This is a genomic window from Robiginitalea insularis, assembly GCF_052497835.1.
Genome location: NZ_CP199296.1, coordinates 1,111,538 through 1,128,690 on the forward strand (window position 1 = coordinate 1,111,538; position 17,153 = coordinate 1,128,690).

The 17,153-nt window shown below is 47.9% G+C and carries 13 protein-coding genes; 11 read left to right on the top strand and 2 right to left on the bottom strand.

Features of this window, described 5'->3' with window-relative positions; all coding sequences use genetic code 11:
- Positions 1 to 13 precede the first annotated feature (13 nt).
- The 8 genes from ACT6NV_RS05100 to ACT6NV_RS05135 all read left to right on the top strand — a co-directional run bounded on the left by ACT6NV_RS05100 (position 14) and on the right by ACT6NV_RS05135 (position 10,923).
- Positions 14 to 619, top strand: coding sequence for a TetR/AcrR family transcriptional regulator (locus ACT6NV_RS05100; RefSeq protein ID WP_445386182.1), 606 nt, complete (start codon positions 14 to 16; stop codon positions 617 to 619).
- Positions 620 to 1,975, top strand: a complete 1,356-nt coding sequence (locus ACT6NV_RS05105; RefSeq protein WP_445386183.1) for a TolC family protein — start codon at positions 620 to 622, stop codon at positions 1,973 to 1,975.
- 22 nt (positions 1,976 to 1,997) lie between these two features.
- The gene (locus tag ACT6NV_RS05110) at positions 1,998 to 3,176 is read left to right on the top strand and encodes an efflux RND transporter periplasmic adaptor subunit (protein ID WP_445386184.1); all 1,179 of its coding nucleotides are present in this window, start codon (positions 1,998 to 2,000) and stop codon (positions 3,174 to 3,176) included.
- Positions 3,173 to 6,679 (top strand): efflux RND transporter permease subunit, encoded by a 3,507-nt coding sequence (locus tag ACT6NV_RS05115; RefSeq protein ID WP_445386185.1) that lies wholly within the window; start codon positions 3,173 to 3,175, stop codon positions 6,677 to 6,679. Before ACT6NV_RS05110 ends, ACT6NV_RS05115 begins: the two co-directional genes overlap by 4 nt.
- 100 nt (positions 6,680 to 6,779) lie before the next feature.
- Entirely contained in the window at positions 6,780 to 8,531 is a 1,752-nt protein-coding gene (gene aspS, locus ACT6NV_RS05120; RefSeq protein WP_445386186.1) for an aspartate--tRNA ligase, read from the top strand.
- A 59-nt stretch (positions 8,532 to 8,590) separates the two neighbouring features.
- On the top strand, positions 8,591 to 10,375 hold the full coding sequence (locus ACT6NV_RS05125; RefSeq protein WP_445386187.1) for a chloride channel protein: 1,785 nt from the start codon (positions 8,591 to 8,593) through the stop codon (positions 10,373 to 10,375).
- Position 10,376: 1 nt separating this feature from the next.
- Positions 10,377 to 10,637, top strand: a complete 261-nt coding sequence (locus ACT6NV_RS05130; protein WP_445386188.1) for a hypothetical protein — start codon at positions 10,377 to 10,379, stop codon at positions 10,635 to 10,637.
- 91 nt (positions 10,638 to 10,728) lie between these two features.
- Positions 10,729 to 10,923, top strand: a complete 195-nt coding sequence (locus tag ACT6NV_RS05135) for a cold-shock protein (RefSeq protein ID WP_445383395.1) — start codon at positions 10,729 to 10,731, stop codon at positions 10,921 to 10,923.
- 53 nt (positions 10,924 to 10,976) lie between these two features.
- Here ACT6NV_RS05135 and ACT6NV_RS05140 read toward each other — a convergent pair whose 3' ends face one another.
- Positions 10,977 to 11,426 (bottom strand): nucleoside deaminase, encoded by a 450-nt coding sequence (locus tag ACT6NV_RS05140; protein ID WP_445386189.1) that lies wholly within the window; start codon positions 11,424 to 11,426, stop codon positions 10,977 to 10,979.
- Positions 11,427 to 11,501: 75 nt separating this feature from the next.
- Between ACT6NV_RS05140 and ACT6NV_RS05145 the strand changes: the two genes are divergently transcribed.
- Together ACT6NV_RS05145 and ACT6NV_RS05150 are read left to right on the top strand one after the other, a co-directional pair.
- Positions 11,502 to 13,286, top strand: a complete 1,785-nt coding sequence (locus tag ACT6NV_RS05145; protein WP_445386190.1) for a 1-deoxy-D-xylulose-5-phosphate synthase — start codon at positions 11,502 to 11,504, stop codon at positions 13,284 to 13,286.
- Positions 13,267 to 14,373 carry a DUF3078 domain-containing protein gene (locus ACT6NV_RS05150; RefSeq protein WP_445386191.1) on the top strand — a complete coding sequence of 369 codons (1,107 nt, stop codon included), beginning with the start codon at positions 13,267 to 13,269 and terminating at the stop codon, positions 14,371 to 14,373. Before ACT6NV_RS05145 ends, ACT6NV_RS05150 begins: the two co-directional genes overlap by 20 nt.
- Here ACT6NV_RS05150 and dgt read toward each other — a convergent pair whose 3' ends face one another.
- Entirely contained in the window at positions 14,374 to 15,720 is a 1,347-nt protein-coding gene (gene dgt / locus ACT6NV_RS05155; protein WP_445386669.1) for a dGTP triphosphohydrolase, read from the bottom strand.
- A gap of 190 nt (positions 15,721 to 15,910) precedes the next feature.
- Between dgt and ACT6NV_RS05160 the strand changes: the two genes are divergently transcribed.
- Positions 15,911 to 17,116: a porin gene (locus tag ACT6NV_RS05160; protein ID WP_445386192.1), complete on the top strand. Its 1,206-nt coding sequence runs from the start codon at positions 15,911 to 15,913 to the stop codon at positions 17,114 to 17,116.
- The last annotated feature ends 37 nt before the right edge of the window (positions 17,117 to 17,153 follow it).

The following is a 17,153-nucleotide window of genomic DNA, read 5'->3' on the forward strand; positions in this document are numbered from 1 at the left end:
TTTTTGCACACTGATGAAAGACCAGATACTAGACAAAGCCACGGAAATGTTCCTCAGCCTGGGGTTCAAAAGCGTCACCATGGATGACCTCGCGCACGAAATGGGGATTTCCAAAAAGACGATTTATACCCATTTCAGCAACAAGACCGATCTGGTTGAACATTGTACGCTTAATCTTTTCAATACTATTTCGGAAGGGATTGATTGCATTTGCAACCTGCAGAAAAACCCCATCGAAGAACTCTACGATATCAAAAAATTTGTGATGCTCCGGCTAAAGGATGAAAAATCCTCCCCGCAGTACCAATTGCAGAAGTACTATCCCATCATTCATAAGTCCCTCAGGAAAAAACAATTTGAAATAATGCAGGATTGTGTTGTTTCCAACCTCAAAAGAGGTGTAGCGCAGGGAATATACCGGCAGAACCTGAATGTGGACTTTGTTGCCCGAATCTATTTTACGGGGGTCAGCAGCATAAAGGACCATACCCTTTTTCCACCGGAAGCCTTTCCTTCTGCTGCATTGATGGATGACTATCTGGAATACCACCTGAGGGGAATTGTAACACCGGAGGGAAGAAAAATACTAAATAATATCATCAACTCTAATCAAGAATAAATGCGAATCCTAAGATTGGGTATAATACTGTTGGCTGGTTTGCAAATAGGAACCGCACAGGACATCCCCACACAATTCAGCCTTGAGGAGGCGGTCAAATACGCCCTGGAGCACAACTACAGCTCCATAAATGCAAGCCGGGACCTGGTTGATGCCCAAAAACAGAAATGGGAAACCATTGCTTCCGGTTTACCTCAGATTAGCGGCCTGGTCAGTTACCAGGACCAGATCAAACAACCCGTTTCCCTGATCCCGGGGGAATTTTTTCCGGACGGGGAACCAGGCACTTTTGTTCCGGTGGTTTTCGGTCCTCCCCGTCAAACCTCGGCTACCGCTACCCTGAAGCAACAGATATTTGACGGGTCTTATATTGTAGGGGTACAGGCCACCAAAGCCTTCCTGAGCTACAGTAAAAACAACAAGGAAAAAACGGATCAGATGGTGTTGAGAGAGGTCGTTGAATCCTATGGTAATGTGTTACTCGCAAAGGAAAGTGTTGCAATCCTGAAAAAGAATATCGAAGCCGTTGAAAAAAACCTTTTTGAAACCCGGAAGTTATACGAAAACGGCCTTGGGGAGGAAGAGAATGTAGAGCAACTGGAAATAACCCTGGGGAACCTGCAAAATGTCTTGCGCAGTAACGAACGCCTTGAAGAGATTACCCTTCAGATGCTCAATATCGTTATGGGCCTGCCCCTGGAGCACCCCACGGAGCTCAGCCAGGACCTGGATGAACTGGTAGCCCAGGAATCCAGGCCCGATTTACTGGATACATCTTTTGAAATTGAAAACAACGTAGATTTCAAGCTCGTTCAAAACCTGAATGAGCAACGCTATTACGAATGGAAACTCGCGCGGAGCCGTGCCTTGCCTACCTTAAATGCCTTTATCAATTACGGCAGGACTGGTTTTGACGATCCGTTCAGTTATTTTGACAGCAGTACCCAGAGTTTTGAATCTTCCATCCTTGGGTTTGACCTGTCCATTCCCATTTTCAGTTCCTTAGGAAGGAGCGCCAGTACCCAAAGGGCCAAAATTGCTATGGAGAAAGCCAAAACGCAGTTGGAAGAGACGCGCCAGAAAATCAATCTGCAGCTGGAACAGGCCAAAAGTGAATTTACCTTAGCCATTGACAGCTATCAAACCAGCAAGAAAAACCTCAGCCTGGCCGAGCGCATAGAAACCAAAAACGAAATCAAATATTCCGAAGGGATTGCCAGCAGTTTTGAACTCAGGCAGGCACAAACCCAGCTATATACGGCCCAACAGGAATACCTGCAAGCCATGATAGATGTAATCAACAAAAAAACAGCTCTTGAGACCATCCTAAATCCGGAAGGCCTTATCCAATACTAAAAAAACACCTATTAGCACAACCATGAAGAAATCATTCTATTCTATCACAATAAGCTTAATACTCCTTACCGCTTGTGGCGGGGGTGGCAATCAGTCGGTAGACGACCTGATCAGTTCAGGCAATCTGGAACAGATCAAGCAAAGACGAAATGAGCTTAATGAACAACAAAAAGAAATCCTGGCTTCCATCCGCAAGATGGATTCTGTGATCGATTCCCGTGAAAGCAATGACAATATCACGCTGGTAACCACTTTGGAGGTACAGCCCAGGCCTTTTAATCATTACCTCGAACTACAGGGAGACGTACAGACCAAGCAGAATATCCTGCTTTTCCCGGAAATGCCCGGTACGCTGGAGAAGGTTTATGTGAAGGAAGGCGATGCTGTTAAAAAGGGTCAACTCCTGGGGCGCATAGACGATGGTGGTTTGGCCAGTGGCCTGGAACAACTTCGTACTCAGGCTGCCCTTGCGGAAACCACCTATGAGCGTCAAAAAAGGCTGTGGGAACAGAATATTGGTTCTGAAATCCAGTACCTGCAGGCTAAAACGAATTATGAGGCTACCCTCAATGCTGTAAACCAGGCTCAGGCTCAGCTTGCAAAATCAGCTATACGCGCCCCTTTCAGTGGCATTGTAGACGATATCATGCAGGAGGAGGGCAGTACTGTGAACCCGGCGGCAGGCATGCCTGTTTTCCGGATTGTAAACCTTACAGAAATGTACGTGGAAGTAGCGGTTCCGGAAAGCCATCTGGCAGGGGTCCGTCCCGGAAAGGAAGTGATAATTTTCCTGCCGGTCCTGGGAGACAGTATTACAACCAAAGTACGCCAAACCGGGAACTACATCAACCCGGCCAACCGATCTTTCAGCGTTGAAGTGCCGGTCCCCAATGCAGAAGGAAAGATAAAACCGAACCTGACAGCCCGTGTCAATATAAACGATTACAGCAATCCGGAGGCCCTGCTGATCCCACCTTCAGTGATCTCAGAAAACGCAGAGGGGCAACAATACGTTTATGTCGCAACCATGATGGAATCAAACTCAATGGCTACTGCGGAAAAAAGAATCATCACTACCGGGCTGATACAGGGAGACTGGGTAGAGGTCCTCAGTGGATTACGGGCAGGAGACCAAATTATTGATGAAGGGGCCCGAAGAGTCCGCGAAGGCCAGGAAATCCAAATAATAGAAAAGCAATGAGCAGACAGCAAAAAAATGCCGATAAGGAATTCCGGCTTTCATCCTGGGCAATAGATAACCCTTCGGTGATTTATGTAATGATAGGCATCTTCTTGTTTATAGGCCTGTCTTCTTATTTCTCCATGCCCAGGGAAGACTTTCCGGAAGTGGAAGAAACCAAGATTTACATCAGCACGGTTTATCCGGGGAACACCGCCGAGGATATTGAACGACTGATTACCGATCCGCTGGAAGACCGCTTAAAAAATGTGAGCAATCTGGTGGAACTGACCTCCACCTCCCAGGAAGATTATTCCATGATTGTAGTGGAGTTTGACGAGGATATTTCCGTCCAGGATGCCAAAACAAAGGTGAAAGACGAGGTGGACGGGGAAAAAGCCGGGGAAGACTGGCCCATTTTTAACGGGGCCAAGGTAGAACCCAACGTTTTTGACCTGAAGCTATCGGAGTCATTCCCAATAATGAATGTAAACTTAACCGGGGATTATCCGGTAGATAAGTTGAAAGAATTCGGGGAGTACCTTGAAGACGCCATTGAGGACCTGGACGAAATTAAAGAGGTAGACATTCGCGGCGCTCAGGAAAAAGAAGTGGAAGTGGCTGTGGACGTCTACAAAATGATGGCGGCCCGGGTTAGTTTTGAGGACGTATTGGGAGCCATACAGAATGGCAACATGACTATGTCTGCCGGGAACCTCATCAATAGTGGCCAAAGGCGGACGGTCCGAATACTGGGCGAGATCCAGCAGCCTTCGGAGCTTGAAAATTTCGTGGTAAAATCAGAGAATGGCGATGCGGTCTATCTGAAGGATATTGCAACGGTTTCCTTTGAAGAAGAAGACAAAACCACCTATGCCCGGGAAATGGGGGAAAGCGTAGTAATGCTGGATGTGAAAAAACGTTCCGGAAAAAATGCCATTACCGCCGCAGAAAAGATCCGGGAAATCATTGCCGATGCGAAGGCAAATTACTTCCCGGCAGACCTGAACATTTCCATTTCCAACGATTCGTCCAGTAAAACACTGAACCAGGTAGACGACCTGGTAAACAACATTATTTTCGGGATTATCCTGGTGGTAACCGTACTGATGTTTTTCCTTGGTTTCCGCAACGCCCTCTTTGTTGGGTTCGCGATCCCCATGTCCATGTTTATGTCCTTTATGATCCTTTCTGCTCTGGGATATACCCTGAATACCATGATCCTCTTCGGGCTGATCATGGGACTGGGGATGCTGGTGGATAATGGGGTGGTGGTTGTCGAAAACGTATATCGCCTGATGGAAGAGGAAGGCATGAGCCGGATAGAGGCTGCCAAAAAAGGAATAGGTGAAATTGCAGTACCTATCATTATATCAACCGCCACTACCGTAGCGGCCTTTGTCCCGCTGGGATTGTGGCCAGGTATTATGGGGGAATTCATGATTTTTTTCCCCATAACGCTTTCGGTTGTACTGGGATCTTCACTGTTTGTGGCCATTTTTATGAATTCCATGCTGGTCTCTTCTCTGATGGAAACCGAGGAGAAAGAACTTACACGAAGGCAATTAATCAGATTGACCCTGGTCCTGGGAGGACTGGGGACCTTTATCCTGATCTTTGGAGGAACCGTTCGTGGTTTGGGCTCCCTGATGATTGTAACGGCAGGACTGTTCTGGATCTACAAATACACCATAAAAAAGGTTGCCAGGAACTTCCAGAGGGGAACCCTTCGAAAACTTGAAAATTTCTACGAGCGTCGCCTGAAGCACGCCCTTAAGGGGAAAAATGTCTACTGGTTCTTCGGAATTACCGTGCTGATGCTGATAGCAGCGTTTATCAGTTTCGGGGCTTCACTTGGCAGCGGCCGGACTAAGGTGGAGTTCTTCCCGGACAATACCCCCAACCAGATTATTGTTTATATAGAGTACCCTCAGGGAACCGCCATTGAAAAAACCAATGAGATTACCAGGGCCATTGAAAAAAGGGTCTACGATATAGCCAGGAGCCCGGAATACATAAAGGATGGCGAGAACTTGCTGGTGGAATCGGCTGTATCCCAGGTAGGGAAAGGCGCTGAAAACCCTTTTACGGAGGGTGGTTCGGCTGCAGAAATGCCCCATCGCGGGAAGATTACCATTTCCATGCCGGAATTCAAATACCGGGACGGGAAAGACAGCGAGCAGCTCCGCAAGGAAATACAGGACGGCCTTACAGGTATTTATCCGGGCGTAGCCATCTCCGTTGAAAAAGATGCGGTAGGCCCTCCGGCCGGGTACCCGATCAATATAGAACTGGAAGGGCAGAATTACGATACGCTGATCAATGTTGCCGAGCGGATGCGGGCTTTTATCAACAGCAAGAATATTGCCGGGATAGAGGAACTGAAGATAGACGTAAACAAAGGCAAGCCTTCCATGGAGGTGGTTGTAGACCGCAAAAAAGCAGGAGAATTGGGAGTAGGTGTTGGTCAGGTGGGGCAACAGCTGCGTCGCTCCCTTTTTGGGGACAAGGCCGGGATATACAAAAAAGACGGGGAAGACTACGATATCAATGTGCGCTTTAATGAAGACCTCCGCTACAATACCTCGGCCCTTTTCAACCAGAATATAATCTTCAGGGACCCCTCCAATGGCCGTATCAAAGAAGTACCGGTATCGGCCGTAGCCTATAAAAGGAACACCTCTTCCTTCAGCGCCATCAAGCATCGTGATGCGAAAAGGGTGGTAACGGTTTATTCCGGGCTGGAACCCGGGTTTACGGATGCGGGTGCCATCGTTTCTCAGATCCAGGAGGAGATGGATACGTTTACTGGTATGCCTTCCGGGGTTTCCATTGATTTTACCGGGCAAATAGAAGAGCAAAACAAACAGATGCAATTCCTGATGGGAGCCTTTTTCTCCGGTCTGGGGCTGATCATGCTCATACTGGTCTTTCAGTTCGGGGGTATTTCCAAGCCGACCATTATCATGACTGCCATCTTCCTGAGTTTTATAGGGGTATTTGGCGGGCTGATGCTTACCGGATGGCCCTTCGTGATCATGATGACCATGATGGGAATCATTGCCCTGGCGGGGATAGTTGTAAACAATGGGGTGGTTCTGTTAGACTATACCCAGATCCTGATAGACCGCAAGAAGGTTGCCCTGGGCATCCCGGATAATGAATTACTGACCCTCCCCGAGGTTACTGAAGCCATCATAAAAGGCGGAAAGGCGAGGTTGCGGCCCGTATTACTTACGGCTATTACCACAGTGCTGGGCTTAATCCCCCTGGCAATTGGTCTGAACATCGACTTCTTTTCCCTTTTTACCAATTTTGACCCCAATATCTATATTGGAGGGGATAACGTAATTTTCTGGGGACCCCTGGCCTGGACCGTTATTTTCGGACTGCTGGTATCCACCTTCCTTACACTTATCATCGTTCCGGTGTTGTTCAACATTACCTACCGCATCAAAATTGCGATTAAGGGGAAACGAAAAAACAGGGAAGAAAAGCGGCCTGCCCTGGAAAAGGCAGCCTGATTGTTTTAGCAGGGCCACGCACCTAAAAAGGGGGAAGTTTAGAACAAATGTTGTGAGCTTCCCCCTTTCCATTGTACCTTTACGGCCTTAATTTGAAGTTATGTACAGATCGCATACCTGTGGGGAACTCAACGAAGCGAATATTGGACAAAACGTTACCCTGGCCGGATGGGTACAAAAGGTACGGGACAAGGGTTTTGTTATATGGATTGATTTAAGGGACCGGTACGGGATCACCCAGCTGGTATTTGATCAGGAGCGGAGTCCGGCAGCCCTGCTGGACCAGGCACGGGAATGCGGCCGTGAATTTGTTTTGGAAGTTAAGGGAAGCGTAATTGAACGGGCTTCCAAGAACCCCAAAATGCCCACAGGGAATATAGAAGTCCTTGTAGAAGAACTCAAAGTCCTGAACCCTTCCCTGACCCCTCCCTTTACAATTGAGGACCAAACCGACGGCGGAGAGGAATTACGCATGAAATACCGCTATCTGGATATCCGGAGAAACCCGGTAAAGGATAAGCTCATTTTCAGGTCCAGAGTGAGTATGGAGGTACGCAAGTATTTGTCCTCTGAAGGGTTTATTGAAGTGGAGACTCCTTATCTGATCAAGTCTACCCCTGAAGGGGCCCGCGATTTTGTAGTCCCCAGCCGTATGAATGAGGGCGAATTTTACGCCCTGCCGCAATCCCCCCAAACCTTTAAGCAGCTTTTGATGGTTGGTGGCCTGGACAAGTATTTCCAGATAGTAAAATGTTTCAGGGATGAGGACCTCAGGGCCGACCGCCAGCCGGAATTCACGCAGATAGACTGCGAAATGGCTTTTGTGGAGCAGGAAGACATCCTCAGTACCTTCGAAGGGCTTACCCGTCACCTCATTAAAGAAATCAACGGGGTAGAAGTGGAGCAATTTCCACGTATGACCTACGATGAGGCCATGAAGACCTATGGTTCTGATAAGCCGGATATCCGCTTTGGAATGGCTTTTGGCGAGCTCAATGCACTGAGCCAGCACCGGGATTTCCAGGTGTTCAATACTGCCGAACTGGTAGTGGGTATTGCCGTTCCCGGAGCGGCATCCTATAGCCGAAAAGAAATTGATGCCCTTATTGACTGGGTGAAGCGGCCACAGGTTGGTGCCAAGGGGATGGTTTATGTTAAATGCAATGAAGACGGGACTTTTAAGTCTTCTGTAGATAAATTTTATACGCCAGAAGACCTGGAAAAATGGGCAGAGGCTACCGGGGCCCAAAAAGGAGACCTGATCTGTATCCTCTCCGGGGAAACCCATGCCACGCGAACCCAGCTCAGCATGCTGCGGATGGAACTGGCACAGCGTCTGGGATTGCGAAATCCCAAAGAATTTGCCCCTTTATGGGTAGTAGATTTTCCATTGCTGGAGTTCGATGAGGAAAGCGGGCGCTACCACGCCATGCACCATCCCTTCACCTCCCCAAAACCCGGCCAGCTAAAATTGTTGGATACGGATCCGGCTGCCGTTCGGGCCAATGCCTATGACCTGGTATTAAACGGAAACGAAATTGGAGGTGGTTCTATCCGAATTTACGACAGACCCACGCAGGAAGTCATGTTCCGCCACCTGGGTTTCAGCCCTGAGGAAGCCCGGGAACAATTTGGTTTTTTGATGGATGCTTTTCAATACGGTGCCCCTCCGCATGGCGGGATTGCCTTTGGGCTTGACCGCTTAGTGGCCATTTTGGGAGGGCAGGAATCCATACGGGATTTTATAGCCTTTCCTAAAAATAACAGTGGGCGGGACATAATGATAGATGCCCCATCCCCTATAGACCCGGCCCAGCTAGATGAGTTACATCTCCGCTTAAAGGAGAAATAGGCAGAAGGTTTCCTTACATCCGATCCAATTTTCTACCTTTAGGTTGATCATAACGGGACATGGCTATACAAGCACAGACCTTGCTTACGAAATTCCTCAAGTGGCGCTATAAGCATATTTCCCATAAGAGCTTTACGCAATTAATGAGCGTGGCCGTAGGTTTTCTGGCAGGCCTGGCTTCGGTTACCTTAAAGAACAGTACGTATTTTATAGAATCCCTGCTGGATAAAGGTGTATTGTTTCTTAGTAATGAGCTCTATTTTATCCTTCCGGTGGTGGGCCTTACCCTGGTCTACCTCTATGTAAAATACGTGCACAGGGAAAAACTGGAACACGCAATCTCATCCATACTCTACTCCCTCTCCAGAAAAAAGGGGATCATTGAGGCTAAAAAAATCATTACCCCATTGATAACTGCTCCGCTTACCGTGGGTTTTGGGGGATCTGTGGGGTTACTTGGGCCTGCGGTTGCCACCGGGGCCGCCATCAGTTCCAATGTTTCGAGGATTTTGCATATCGGCTCGAAAAACCGGACGCTTTTGATTGCCTGTGCCTCGGCAGGAGCGATTGCGTCCATCTTTCAGGCCCCCATTGCCGCTATTATCTTTGCGGTGGAGGTCTTTAGCCTGGACCTGACCATGCTGTCTATGCTCCCGCTTTTACTGGCTTCCATTTCAGGGGTACTTACCTCCTATTTTTTTCTGGGGGATGAGAAGCTTTTTACCTTTGCACTTACAGACTCCTTTCAGGTAACTGACAGTTTCTTCTATATCCTGCTGGGGATGGGAACAGCCGTGGCCTCCATCTACTTTACCAAAATGTACTTTGGGATAATGTCTGTTTTTAAAAAGCTGCGCAGCCCCAAATACAAATTGCTGGTAGGGGGGCTGGCCATAGGGATCATGCTTTATTTTATCCCCCCGTTATACGGTGAAGGATTTGGTTTTATCAATAACCTGCTGGAAGGGGATCACCTGAAAGCACTGGGGGCAACTCCGTTTGATGCGTATATCGATAACATCTGGGTGGTGATTGGCCTGTTATTTGGTATTACGCTATTTAAAGCCATAGCCATGACCACCACCTTTGCCGCCGGAGGGGCCGGGGGGATTTTTATCCCAACCATGGTTATGGGCAGTGCCCTGGGCAACGTCTTCGCCAAGGTATTGAACAACCTTGGCCTGGGTATTTCCGTTAGTGAATCCAACTTTACCTTAATTGGCATGGCAGGACTGATTGCAGGGGTGTTACACGCCCCGCTGACGGCCATCTTCCTGATTGCCGAGATCACTGGCGGGTACGAACTGTTTGTACCCCTGATGATAACCGCCGCCATGTCCTATCTGATCACCAAAAACACCATGGCCCATACCATATATACACGTGAACTGGCCGCAATTGGCGCCCTTATTACGCATAACAAAGACCAGACGGTCCTCACCCTGATGGAACTGGACCAGGTGCTGGAAACCGATTTTAAACAACTGCGTCAAGAGATGACCCTGGGGGAAATGTTGCACCAGGCCGTAGCCAAATCGGCCCGCAATATCTTTCCGGTGGTTTCTGAAGAAGGGCGGCTTGAGGGGATTGTCTTGTTAGACGATATCCGGGAGTTTATGTTTGACATCAGTATGTACGATAAAATCAAAGTGGCTTCTTTTATGCAGAATCCGCCCGAATACATCTTCTACGAACAGGATAATATGCAACGGGTAATGAAAAAATTTCAGGATAGCGGGGCATGGAACCTGCCGGTGATCCATAATGGCAAATACCTGGGGTTTGTTTCCAAGTCCAAACTGCTCACGGCCTACCGCAGAAAGTTGATTAACTTTACGCGATAAGATGCGCAAAACAATACGATATCTGGTTTTATTGATGGTACTGGCTTCCCTGGGCAGTATCGCTTATGGTTTTTCTCTGGATTCAGACAGTGTAATGGCCAATAAATTTATTGGCTTCGGGGTAATTGGCCTGTTTTTGGTTGCCATGCCCATCTTCCTCTGGAGTGAAAGCCGGGGCAAAAAAATGAAAGACTATATGCTTACGGATGAAAACCTTAAAAAAATGCGCAACCGTAATGGCAAAACATCTCAAAATCAATAATTTTTAAGGATTTTTATACCACTGCCATCCCGCTTCTGAAAAATTTCGGTTAAATTAGTAAGAGTATTTATTTCATTAATTTTTTACCTAAATGACCGGAACAGTTAAATTTTACAATGAGTCCAAAGGTTATGGATTCATTACCAATGACGACACAGGAAGAGACATCTTTGTTCATGCCACTGCCCTAAACGGCTTGCAATTGAACCAGGGTGACAAAGTAGAATATTCAGAAACGGAAGGGCGCAAGGGAATGGTTGCTGCCGATGTGCAGGTGATCGGATAAACTTATTTTATTTTGAAGGATTTTGGACACCGTACAACTGTACGGTGTTTTTTTTAATTCAAATTCCGCTTCTGTATAAAGAAACGTTTAAGTATATCGGAAGCTTCCACCTCCAGAACCCCTCCCTTTAATTCCGTTTTGGGGTGGATTTTACCCCCCATTGTGGAGAAACCGCGCTGCGGGTCATAGGCGGCAAAGACTATCCTTGAAATCTGACTCCAGTACAAAGCCCCGGCACACATCTGGCAGGGTTCAAGGGTTACATATAAACTGCAATTGTGCAGGTACTTTCCACCCAGAAAATTAGCAGCTGCCGTTATGGCCTGCATTTCAGCATGGGCGGTTACATCGTGCAGTTGTTCGGTGAGGTTATGCGCCCTTGCTATGATACGGTCGTTTACGGTGATGACCGCACCCACAGGAACTTCTCCCTTTTCAAAGGCTACTTCGGCCTCCTGCAGGGCCTTTTGCATGAAATAACGATCGTCTAATATAAATTCCATGGCTTCAAAAATACAATTTCTCCCGTATCCGAAAGCGTTCCCGAAAATGGGAATTTACAGTACCTTTGCCCGGAAATGAAACTGCTCCAAAAGATCAATAGCCCGGAAGACCTCAGGAAATGTCCGGAAAGTGAATTGCCGCAGCTGGCTTCCGAACTGCGGGAGTTTATTATTGATGTCGTTTCCGTTAAAGAAGGACATTTGGGAGCCAGCCTCGGAGTAGTTGAGCTCACCCTCGCCCTTCACTATGTCTTCAATACCCCGGAAGATCGTTTGATTTGGGATGTTGGCCACCAGGCGTATGGACATAAAATCCTGACCGGGCGAAGGCAGCATTTCCATACCAATCGGCAAAAGGACGGGCTAAGCGGTTTCCCCTCACGTTCGGAAAGTCCTTACGATGCCTTCGGAACCGGCCATTCTTCCACCTCCATTTCCGCCCTGCTGGGGATGGCGATCGCAGCCCGTCTTCAAGGGCTCTCAGACCGGCAGCATATCGCCGTGATCGGCGACGCCTCCATTGCGAGCGGGATGGCTTTTGAAGCCCTGAACCATGCAGGGGTCAGCGATACGGATATCCTGGTCATCCTCAATGACAACGCCATTGGGATAGACCCCAGCGTGGGTGCACTAAAAAAATATCTTACGAATGTAAAAACCGGAACGGCCAAAGAGGAAAACCTCTTCGAATGTCTCAATTTTAAGTACGAAGGGCCGCTTGACGGCCACGACCTTCCCCTCTTAATTCAAAAATTGTCGGAACTTAAAAAGGTAAAGGGCCCTAAATTACTGCACCTGATTACCACCAAGGGAAAAGGACTGAAGAAGGCAGAAGAAGAACAGGTTACCTACCATGCCCCGGGCAGGTTTGACAAACTGAGCGGAGACCTCCTGCAAAGGGAAAAAGACCCGGCATTGGGCCCAAAGTTTCAGGATGTATTTGGCTTGACCCTGAGGGACCTGGCCACCAAAAACGAAAAAATTGTTGGTATAACCCCTGCAATGCCCACCGGCAGTTCCCTGAAGTATTTTATGGAGGCTTTCCCGGACCGGGCTTTTGATGTGGGAATAGCGGAACAACACGCCGTAACGCTGGCAGCCGGGTTGGCCGCTGAAGGGATGGTTCCGTACCTGGCCATCTATTCCACCTTCCTCCAGAGGGGATATGACCAGTTAATTCACGACGTTGCCCTTCAAAACCTCCCGGTTATATTTTGTCTGGACCGCGCCGGCCTGGTAGGCAGGGATGGGGCCACACATCACGGTGTTTTTGATATCGCCTTCCTGAGCTGTATTCCGAATATGACGCTCATGTCTCCTATGGACGCCAGAACGCTCAGAAATATGCTGTACACGGTTCAAAACAGGACGGAAGGCCCGGTGGCCATCCGATACCCAAGGGGGTACAGCCAGGATCCCGAATGGGAACAAGCTTTTGAAGAAATTAAATGGGGCAAGGCACGGGAGTTAAAAAAAGGGACTAAAATAGCCGTGCTCAGCACAGGTATCCCCGGAACAACCATTGCCTCCCTTATTCCAAGAACAAAGGATCCTGAAGCAATAAGCCATTACGATTTCCCCTTTATTAAACCCCTGGATCAAAAGATGCTGGAAACCATAATTGCCGGACACAGCCAAATCCTGACTGTGGAAGACGGCGTACTCAGGGGCGGCTTCGGGAGTTTGATTGCTGGTGTTATCGGAAAAATGGATAAACAGGTTAAACTACACAGGATTGGCATTCCCGATGAATTTATTTCGCATGGGACTACAGAAGAATTAAATAACGAAATTGGGGCAGATCCTGATTCCCTGCTCCGATTGTTAAATGAACTCCTCAGTGAAAATCAGTCGTTTTAAAAAAATCGCGCTCGTTTCATTCCATTTGCTGCTGGGGTGGGTTTGCAGCGGACAGGATTCCATCCCTGTTATGGAAGCTGACACTACCCGGATTGACACCCTGGTCATCCGGGCCATGCAAGACCCCATAAAAATTATCCCCAGGGGCGTCTCCCTGACAAACCCGGTAATCTCCTTCAAGGGTACGCGCCCGATTACCAAACGCAAGAAAAAATTCAGGGTCCCCTCTTTCTGGGAAAGGATAAACGAACTGGATATACAGCTCAGTGAAGTAGCCTTTGTAAACTGGAATGCCGGGGGAGACAACGCCGTATCGGCCCTGGCCAAACTTTACTTTGTGCGGAATTACAAATTCCGTTATTTCCAGTGGGACAACGACCTGGAATTTCGCTTTGGCTGGAATGCCCAGGAAGGCAGGAAATGGCGGAAAACGGATGACGCCATCCGCTTCAGTAGTACGGTAGGGTATCGAAGGGATACCATCAGCAACTGGTATTACTCCGTTAAGGCTAACTTCAACACACAGTTTGCAGACGGTTTTAAATATCCCAACCGGGAAAACCCGATTTCTCGGTTTATGTCTCCGGGATATTTATTCCTGGGGGCTGGTACTTCCTATATCCCGGAGGGTAAAAAATTCAACTTGTATTTATCCCCCTTTACCTTTAAGGGCACTTTTGTACTCGACCAGGAACTGGCCAACCGGGGAGCCTTCGGTGTGGAAAAAGCAACGCTTGACGCAGATGGAAATGTAATTACCCCCGGGAAGAACCTGTATGCAGAACTGGGGATGCTGGTTACCCACAAATGGGAATTTGAACTGGCCAAAAACGTGCTGGTGAACCACAACATCAGTTTATATGGTGATTACCTGCGTTCTTTCGGGAACATCGATATTGACTGGCAGCTCAAGTTTACTTTCAAGGTAAATGAGTTTATGACTGCTACCGTGGTTACCCAGACTATTTACGACGACGATATCCTTTTCGACAGGGAAGAAGGCCCTAACGGGGAAGTGATCAACCCGGGGGAGCCCCGTATTCAGTTTCGCCAGCAGCTGGGGATAGGAATTAACTACAAATTTTGATCAGAGTTGCTTTCCGCTGATCTTGTTATGGATGTGCACTGCTGCCCCATCTGAGAGTCTGGCAACAAAGGAACTGGCCTGTAATAATCCCTTATAAACGGCATCCGGCCCGGCTTCAACCGGGTGCAGTGGCAACATCTGCAGTATAAGTTTGTCAAAAGCCGAGGCTTTTCCCTGTAAATCATTGACTATGGCAGTAGTACTCACCTCCAGGATATCCGACAATATCCGGTATCCGGCCACTTCCTTTTCCACCACCTCTGAAGAACGGTATATCCGGTCTACACTGACATTGAGAATGTCTTCTATCTGTGCCTTATACCGGCTGTGATCCAACAGGGATTTTGAAAAATCCCCTTTGAGGATGGCCTCCTCCTGCTCCATAAAAATACGAATCGCATCCTGCACCAGGGTGTTGATTGCGATAGCCCGCAAATACCCCAGACGATCCTGCATCTGGGAGATTCCACGGTATTTTTCTGTATTAATATTGTCTTTGACCAGCTTGATCAGGTATTCCAGGGCAAAATCCTCGGGAATCAGGCCCAGATTGATCCCGTCTTCAAAATCGATAATGGTATAGCATATGTCATCCGCAGCTTCCACCAGATAGGTCAGCGGGTGCCGGCAAAACGCCATTCCGTCTACGCCTTCCATGGGCCTTAGGCCCAGATCTTCAGCTATCTCGGTAAAATCCTGAATGTCACTTTGAAATAATCCGAACTTTTTGGTTGCAATATGGTCCAGGGGTCTATGTGGCAGGGATTCTTTGGGGTATTTCATAAAGGCCCCCAGGGTGGCATAGCTCAGGCGCAAACCACCGGGCACGCCTTCCCGCGAAGCCGTAAGTAAGTGAAACCCATGTGCATTACCTTCAAAACGCAATAAATCTTCATACTGCTTCTCGCTTAGGAATTCCCTGTAACGATTACCGGCACCATGTGAAAAAAAAGTCCCGATGGCCTTTTCCCCGCTGTGCCCGAAAGGTGGGTTTCCAATATCGTGGGCAAGGGCAGCCGCAGCCACAATCGCCCCAAAATCATTAAATCCATAGCCGTGAATTTCAGCTAACTGGGGGTGTTGTTTCAGGATACGGGTGCCTGCTAACCTGCCCAGGCTGCGCCCCACAACGGAAACTTCCAGGCTGTGGGTCAGGCGGGTATGTACAAAGTCCGTTTTTGAGAGCGGAATTACCTGGGTCTTATCCTGCAAACTCCTGAAAAATGGGGAAAAGATAATCCGGTCATAATCCACCTCAAACCCCAGGCGGGTGGGGTCCTGTTCCTTGCGTAAACGTTTGTGATTATCTCCCTGTCTTTTAAGGGAGAGCAATTGTTCCCAGTGCATCATGCCTAATCAAAATAAAGCGCAAGATAGTACTTTTTCCAGGGGAGGCCGTACAGGCTTTTCCCACAATTTAACATTGCGATAACCTCCTAACATTTCCCTAACAATAAAACAATAAAGGTTTAAAACAGAGCTAACCCCAAACTTACAACTGCCTGCGTTCTTTGCAGCGACAAAAAACTAAACTTTGATGAAAAATTACCTTTTGGCGCTTGCGGCTTTTCTCGCTTGTGCCGCTACACTTCACTCACAGGAAGCCAATGCCCCGGATTTTGGTAAAGGCCTATTTAATTTAGTTGGCAAGGATTCGTCCTGGACTATGAAGATTGGCCTGCGCATGCAGTTTCTCACGGTAACTGACTGGTCCGAAAATCAAAATGGGGGGTGGGCAGATCCACAGAGTAATTTCCTGATCAGAAGGTCCAGGCTTAAATTTGACGGTTTTGCCTTTACCCCAAAACTGGAATATAAAATCGAGCTGGGACTCTCCAACAGGGATATGTCTGGCCTCTCTCCGTTTACCCGTAATAGTCCGAGATATATAATGGACGCAGTTGTAAAGTGGAATTTTTATGAAAATTTTGTTTTATGGGCAGGACAAACCAAGTTGCCGGGTAATATTGAGCGGGTAATTTCTTCGGGGAATCTGCAGCAGGTAGACCGCTCATTGGTTAATGCCAGATTTAATATCGACCGGGATATCGGATTTCAATTAAGGCACCACACATGGCTTTCAGACACTTTCCTCATGCGTGAAATACTGGCTTTTTCACAAGGTGAAGGGCGAAACGTAACTGAAGGAAACCTTGGTGGATATCAATACACCGCCCGTCTTGAATTATTGCCATTTGGCGAGTTTACCAAGGGGGGAGACTACAGCGGAAGCGATCTGAAGAGGGAAGCCTCACCAAAACTGCTGCTGGCCTCTACTTATGACTATAATCAGGATGCTGTTCGTACCCGAAGTAACCTGGGTTCCTATATGTTTACAGAAGAAGGTCTGTATGAAACTTCCATAAAGACCCTGTTTGTAGATGCCATGTTTAAATACCAGGGGCTTTCAGTCATGGTGGAATACGCTTCCCGAAGTGCAGATGACCCCATTGCGAAAAATGCAGATGGTTCGCTTACGGGAGACATTGTGCAGGTCGGGGATGGTATTAATGTGCAGTCAGGCTATCTTTTTAAGAATAACTGGGAGGTTTCCGGGCGCTACACTCAGATCAATCTGGATGAAGCAATTACCGGACGAGGACAGGAGACTCAGTATACCCTGGGCTTGTCCAGATTCATAGTTGGCCACAAGCTAAAAATTCAAACAGATGTCAGCTATCTGAATATAGGTAATGCCGCTGACGAACTGATGTACCGCCTGCAATTTGACCTGCATTTTTAATCTAAAAAATAACTTTTAGGTAACCTGCTCATCATAC

What these genes read in the sequence shown, in the direction of transcription:
- ACT6NV_RS05140 (WP_445386189.1), bottom strand. Translation starts at nt 11,426, where the DNA reads ATGGAATTTATATTAGACGATCGTTATTTCATGCAAAAGGCCCTGCAG.
- ACT6NV_RS05105 (WP_445386183.1), top strand. Translation starts at nt 620, where the DNA reads ATGCGAATCCTAAGATTGGGTATAATACTGTTGGCTGGTTTGCAAATA.
- dgt (WP_445386669.1), bottom strand. Translation starts at nt 15,720, where the DNA reads ATGCACTGGGAACAATTGCTCTCCCTTAAAAGACAGGGAGATAATCAC.
- ACT6NV_RS05130 (WP_445386188.1), top strand. Translation starts at nt 10,377, where the DNA reads ATGCGCAAAACAATACGATATCTGGTTTTATTGATGGTACTGGCTTCC.
- ACT6NV_RS05160 (WP_445386192.1), top strand. Translation starts at nt 15,911, where the DNA reads ATGAAAAATTACCTTTTGGCGCTTGCGGCTTTTCTCGCTTGTGCCGCT.
- ACT6NV_RS05125 (WP_445386187.1), top strand. Translation starts at nt 8,591, where the DNA reads ATGGCTATACAAGCACAGACCTTGCTTACGAAATTCCTCAAGTGGCGC.
- ACT6NV_RS05115 (WP_445386185.1), top strand. Translation starts at nt 3,173, where the DNA reads ATGAGCAGACAGCAAAAAAATGCCGATAAGGAATTCCGGCTTTCATCC.
- ACT6NV_RS05110 (WP_445386184.1), top strand. Translation starts at nt 1,998, where the DNA reads ATGAAGAAATCATTCTATTCTATCACAATAAGCTTAATACTCCTTACC.
- ACT6NV_RS05145 (WP_445386190.1), top strand. Translation starts at nt 11,502, where the DNA reads ATGAAACTGCTCCAAAAGATCAATAGCCCGGAAGACCTCAGGAAATGT.
- aspS (WP_445386186.1), top strand. Translation starts at nt 6,780, where the DNA reads ATGTACAGATCGCATACCTGTGGGGAACTCAACGAAGCGAATATTGGA.
- ACT6NV_RS05100 (WP_445386182.1), top strand. Translation starts at nt 14, where the DNA reads ATGAAAGACCAGATACTAGACAAAGCCACGGAAATGTTCCTCAGCCTG.
- ACT6NV_RS05135 (WP_445383395.1), top strand. Translation starts at nt 10,729, where the DNA reads ATGACCGGAACAGTTAAATTTTACAATGAGTCCAAAGGTTATGGATTC.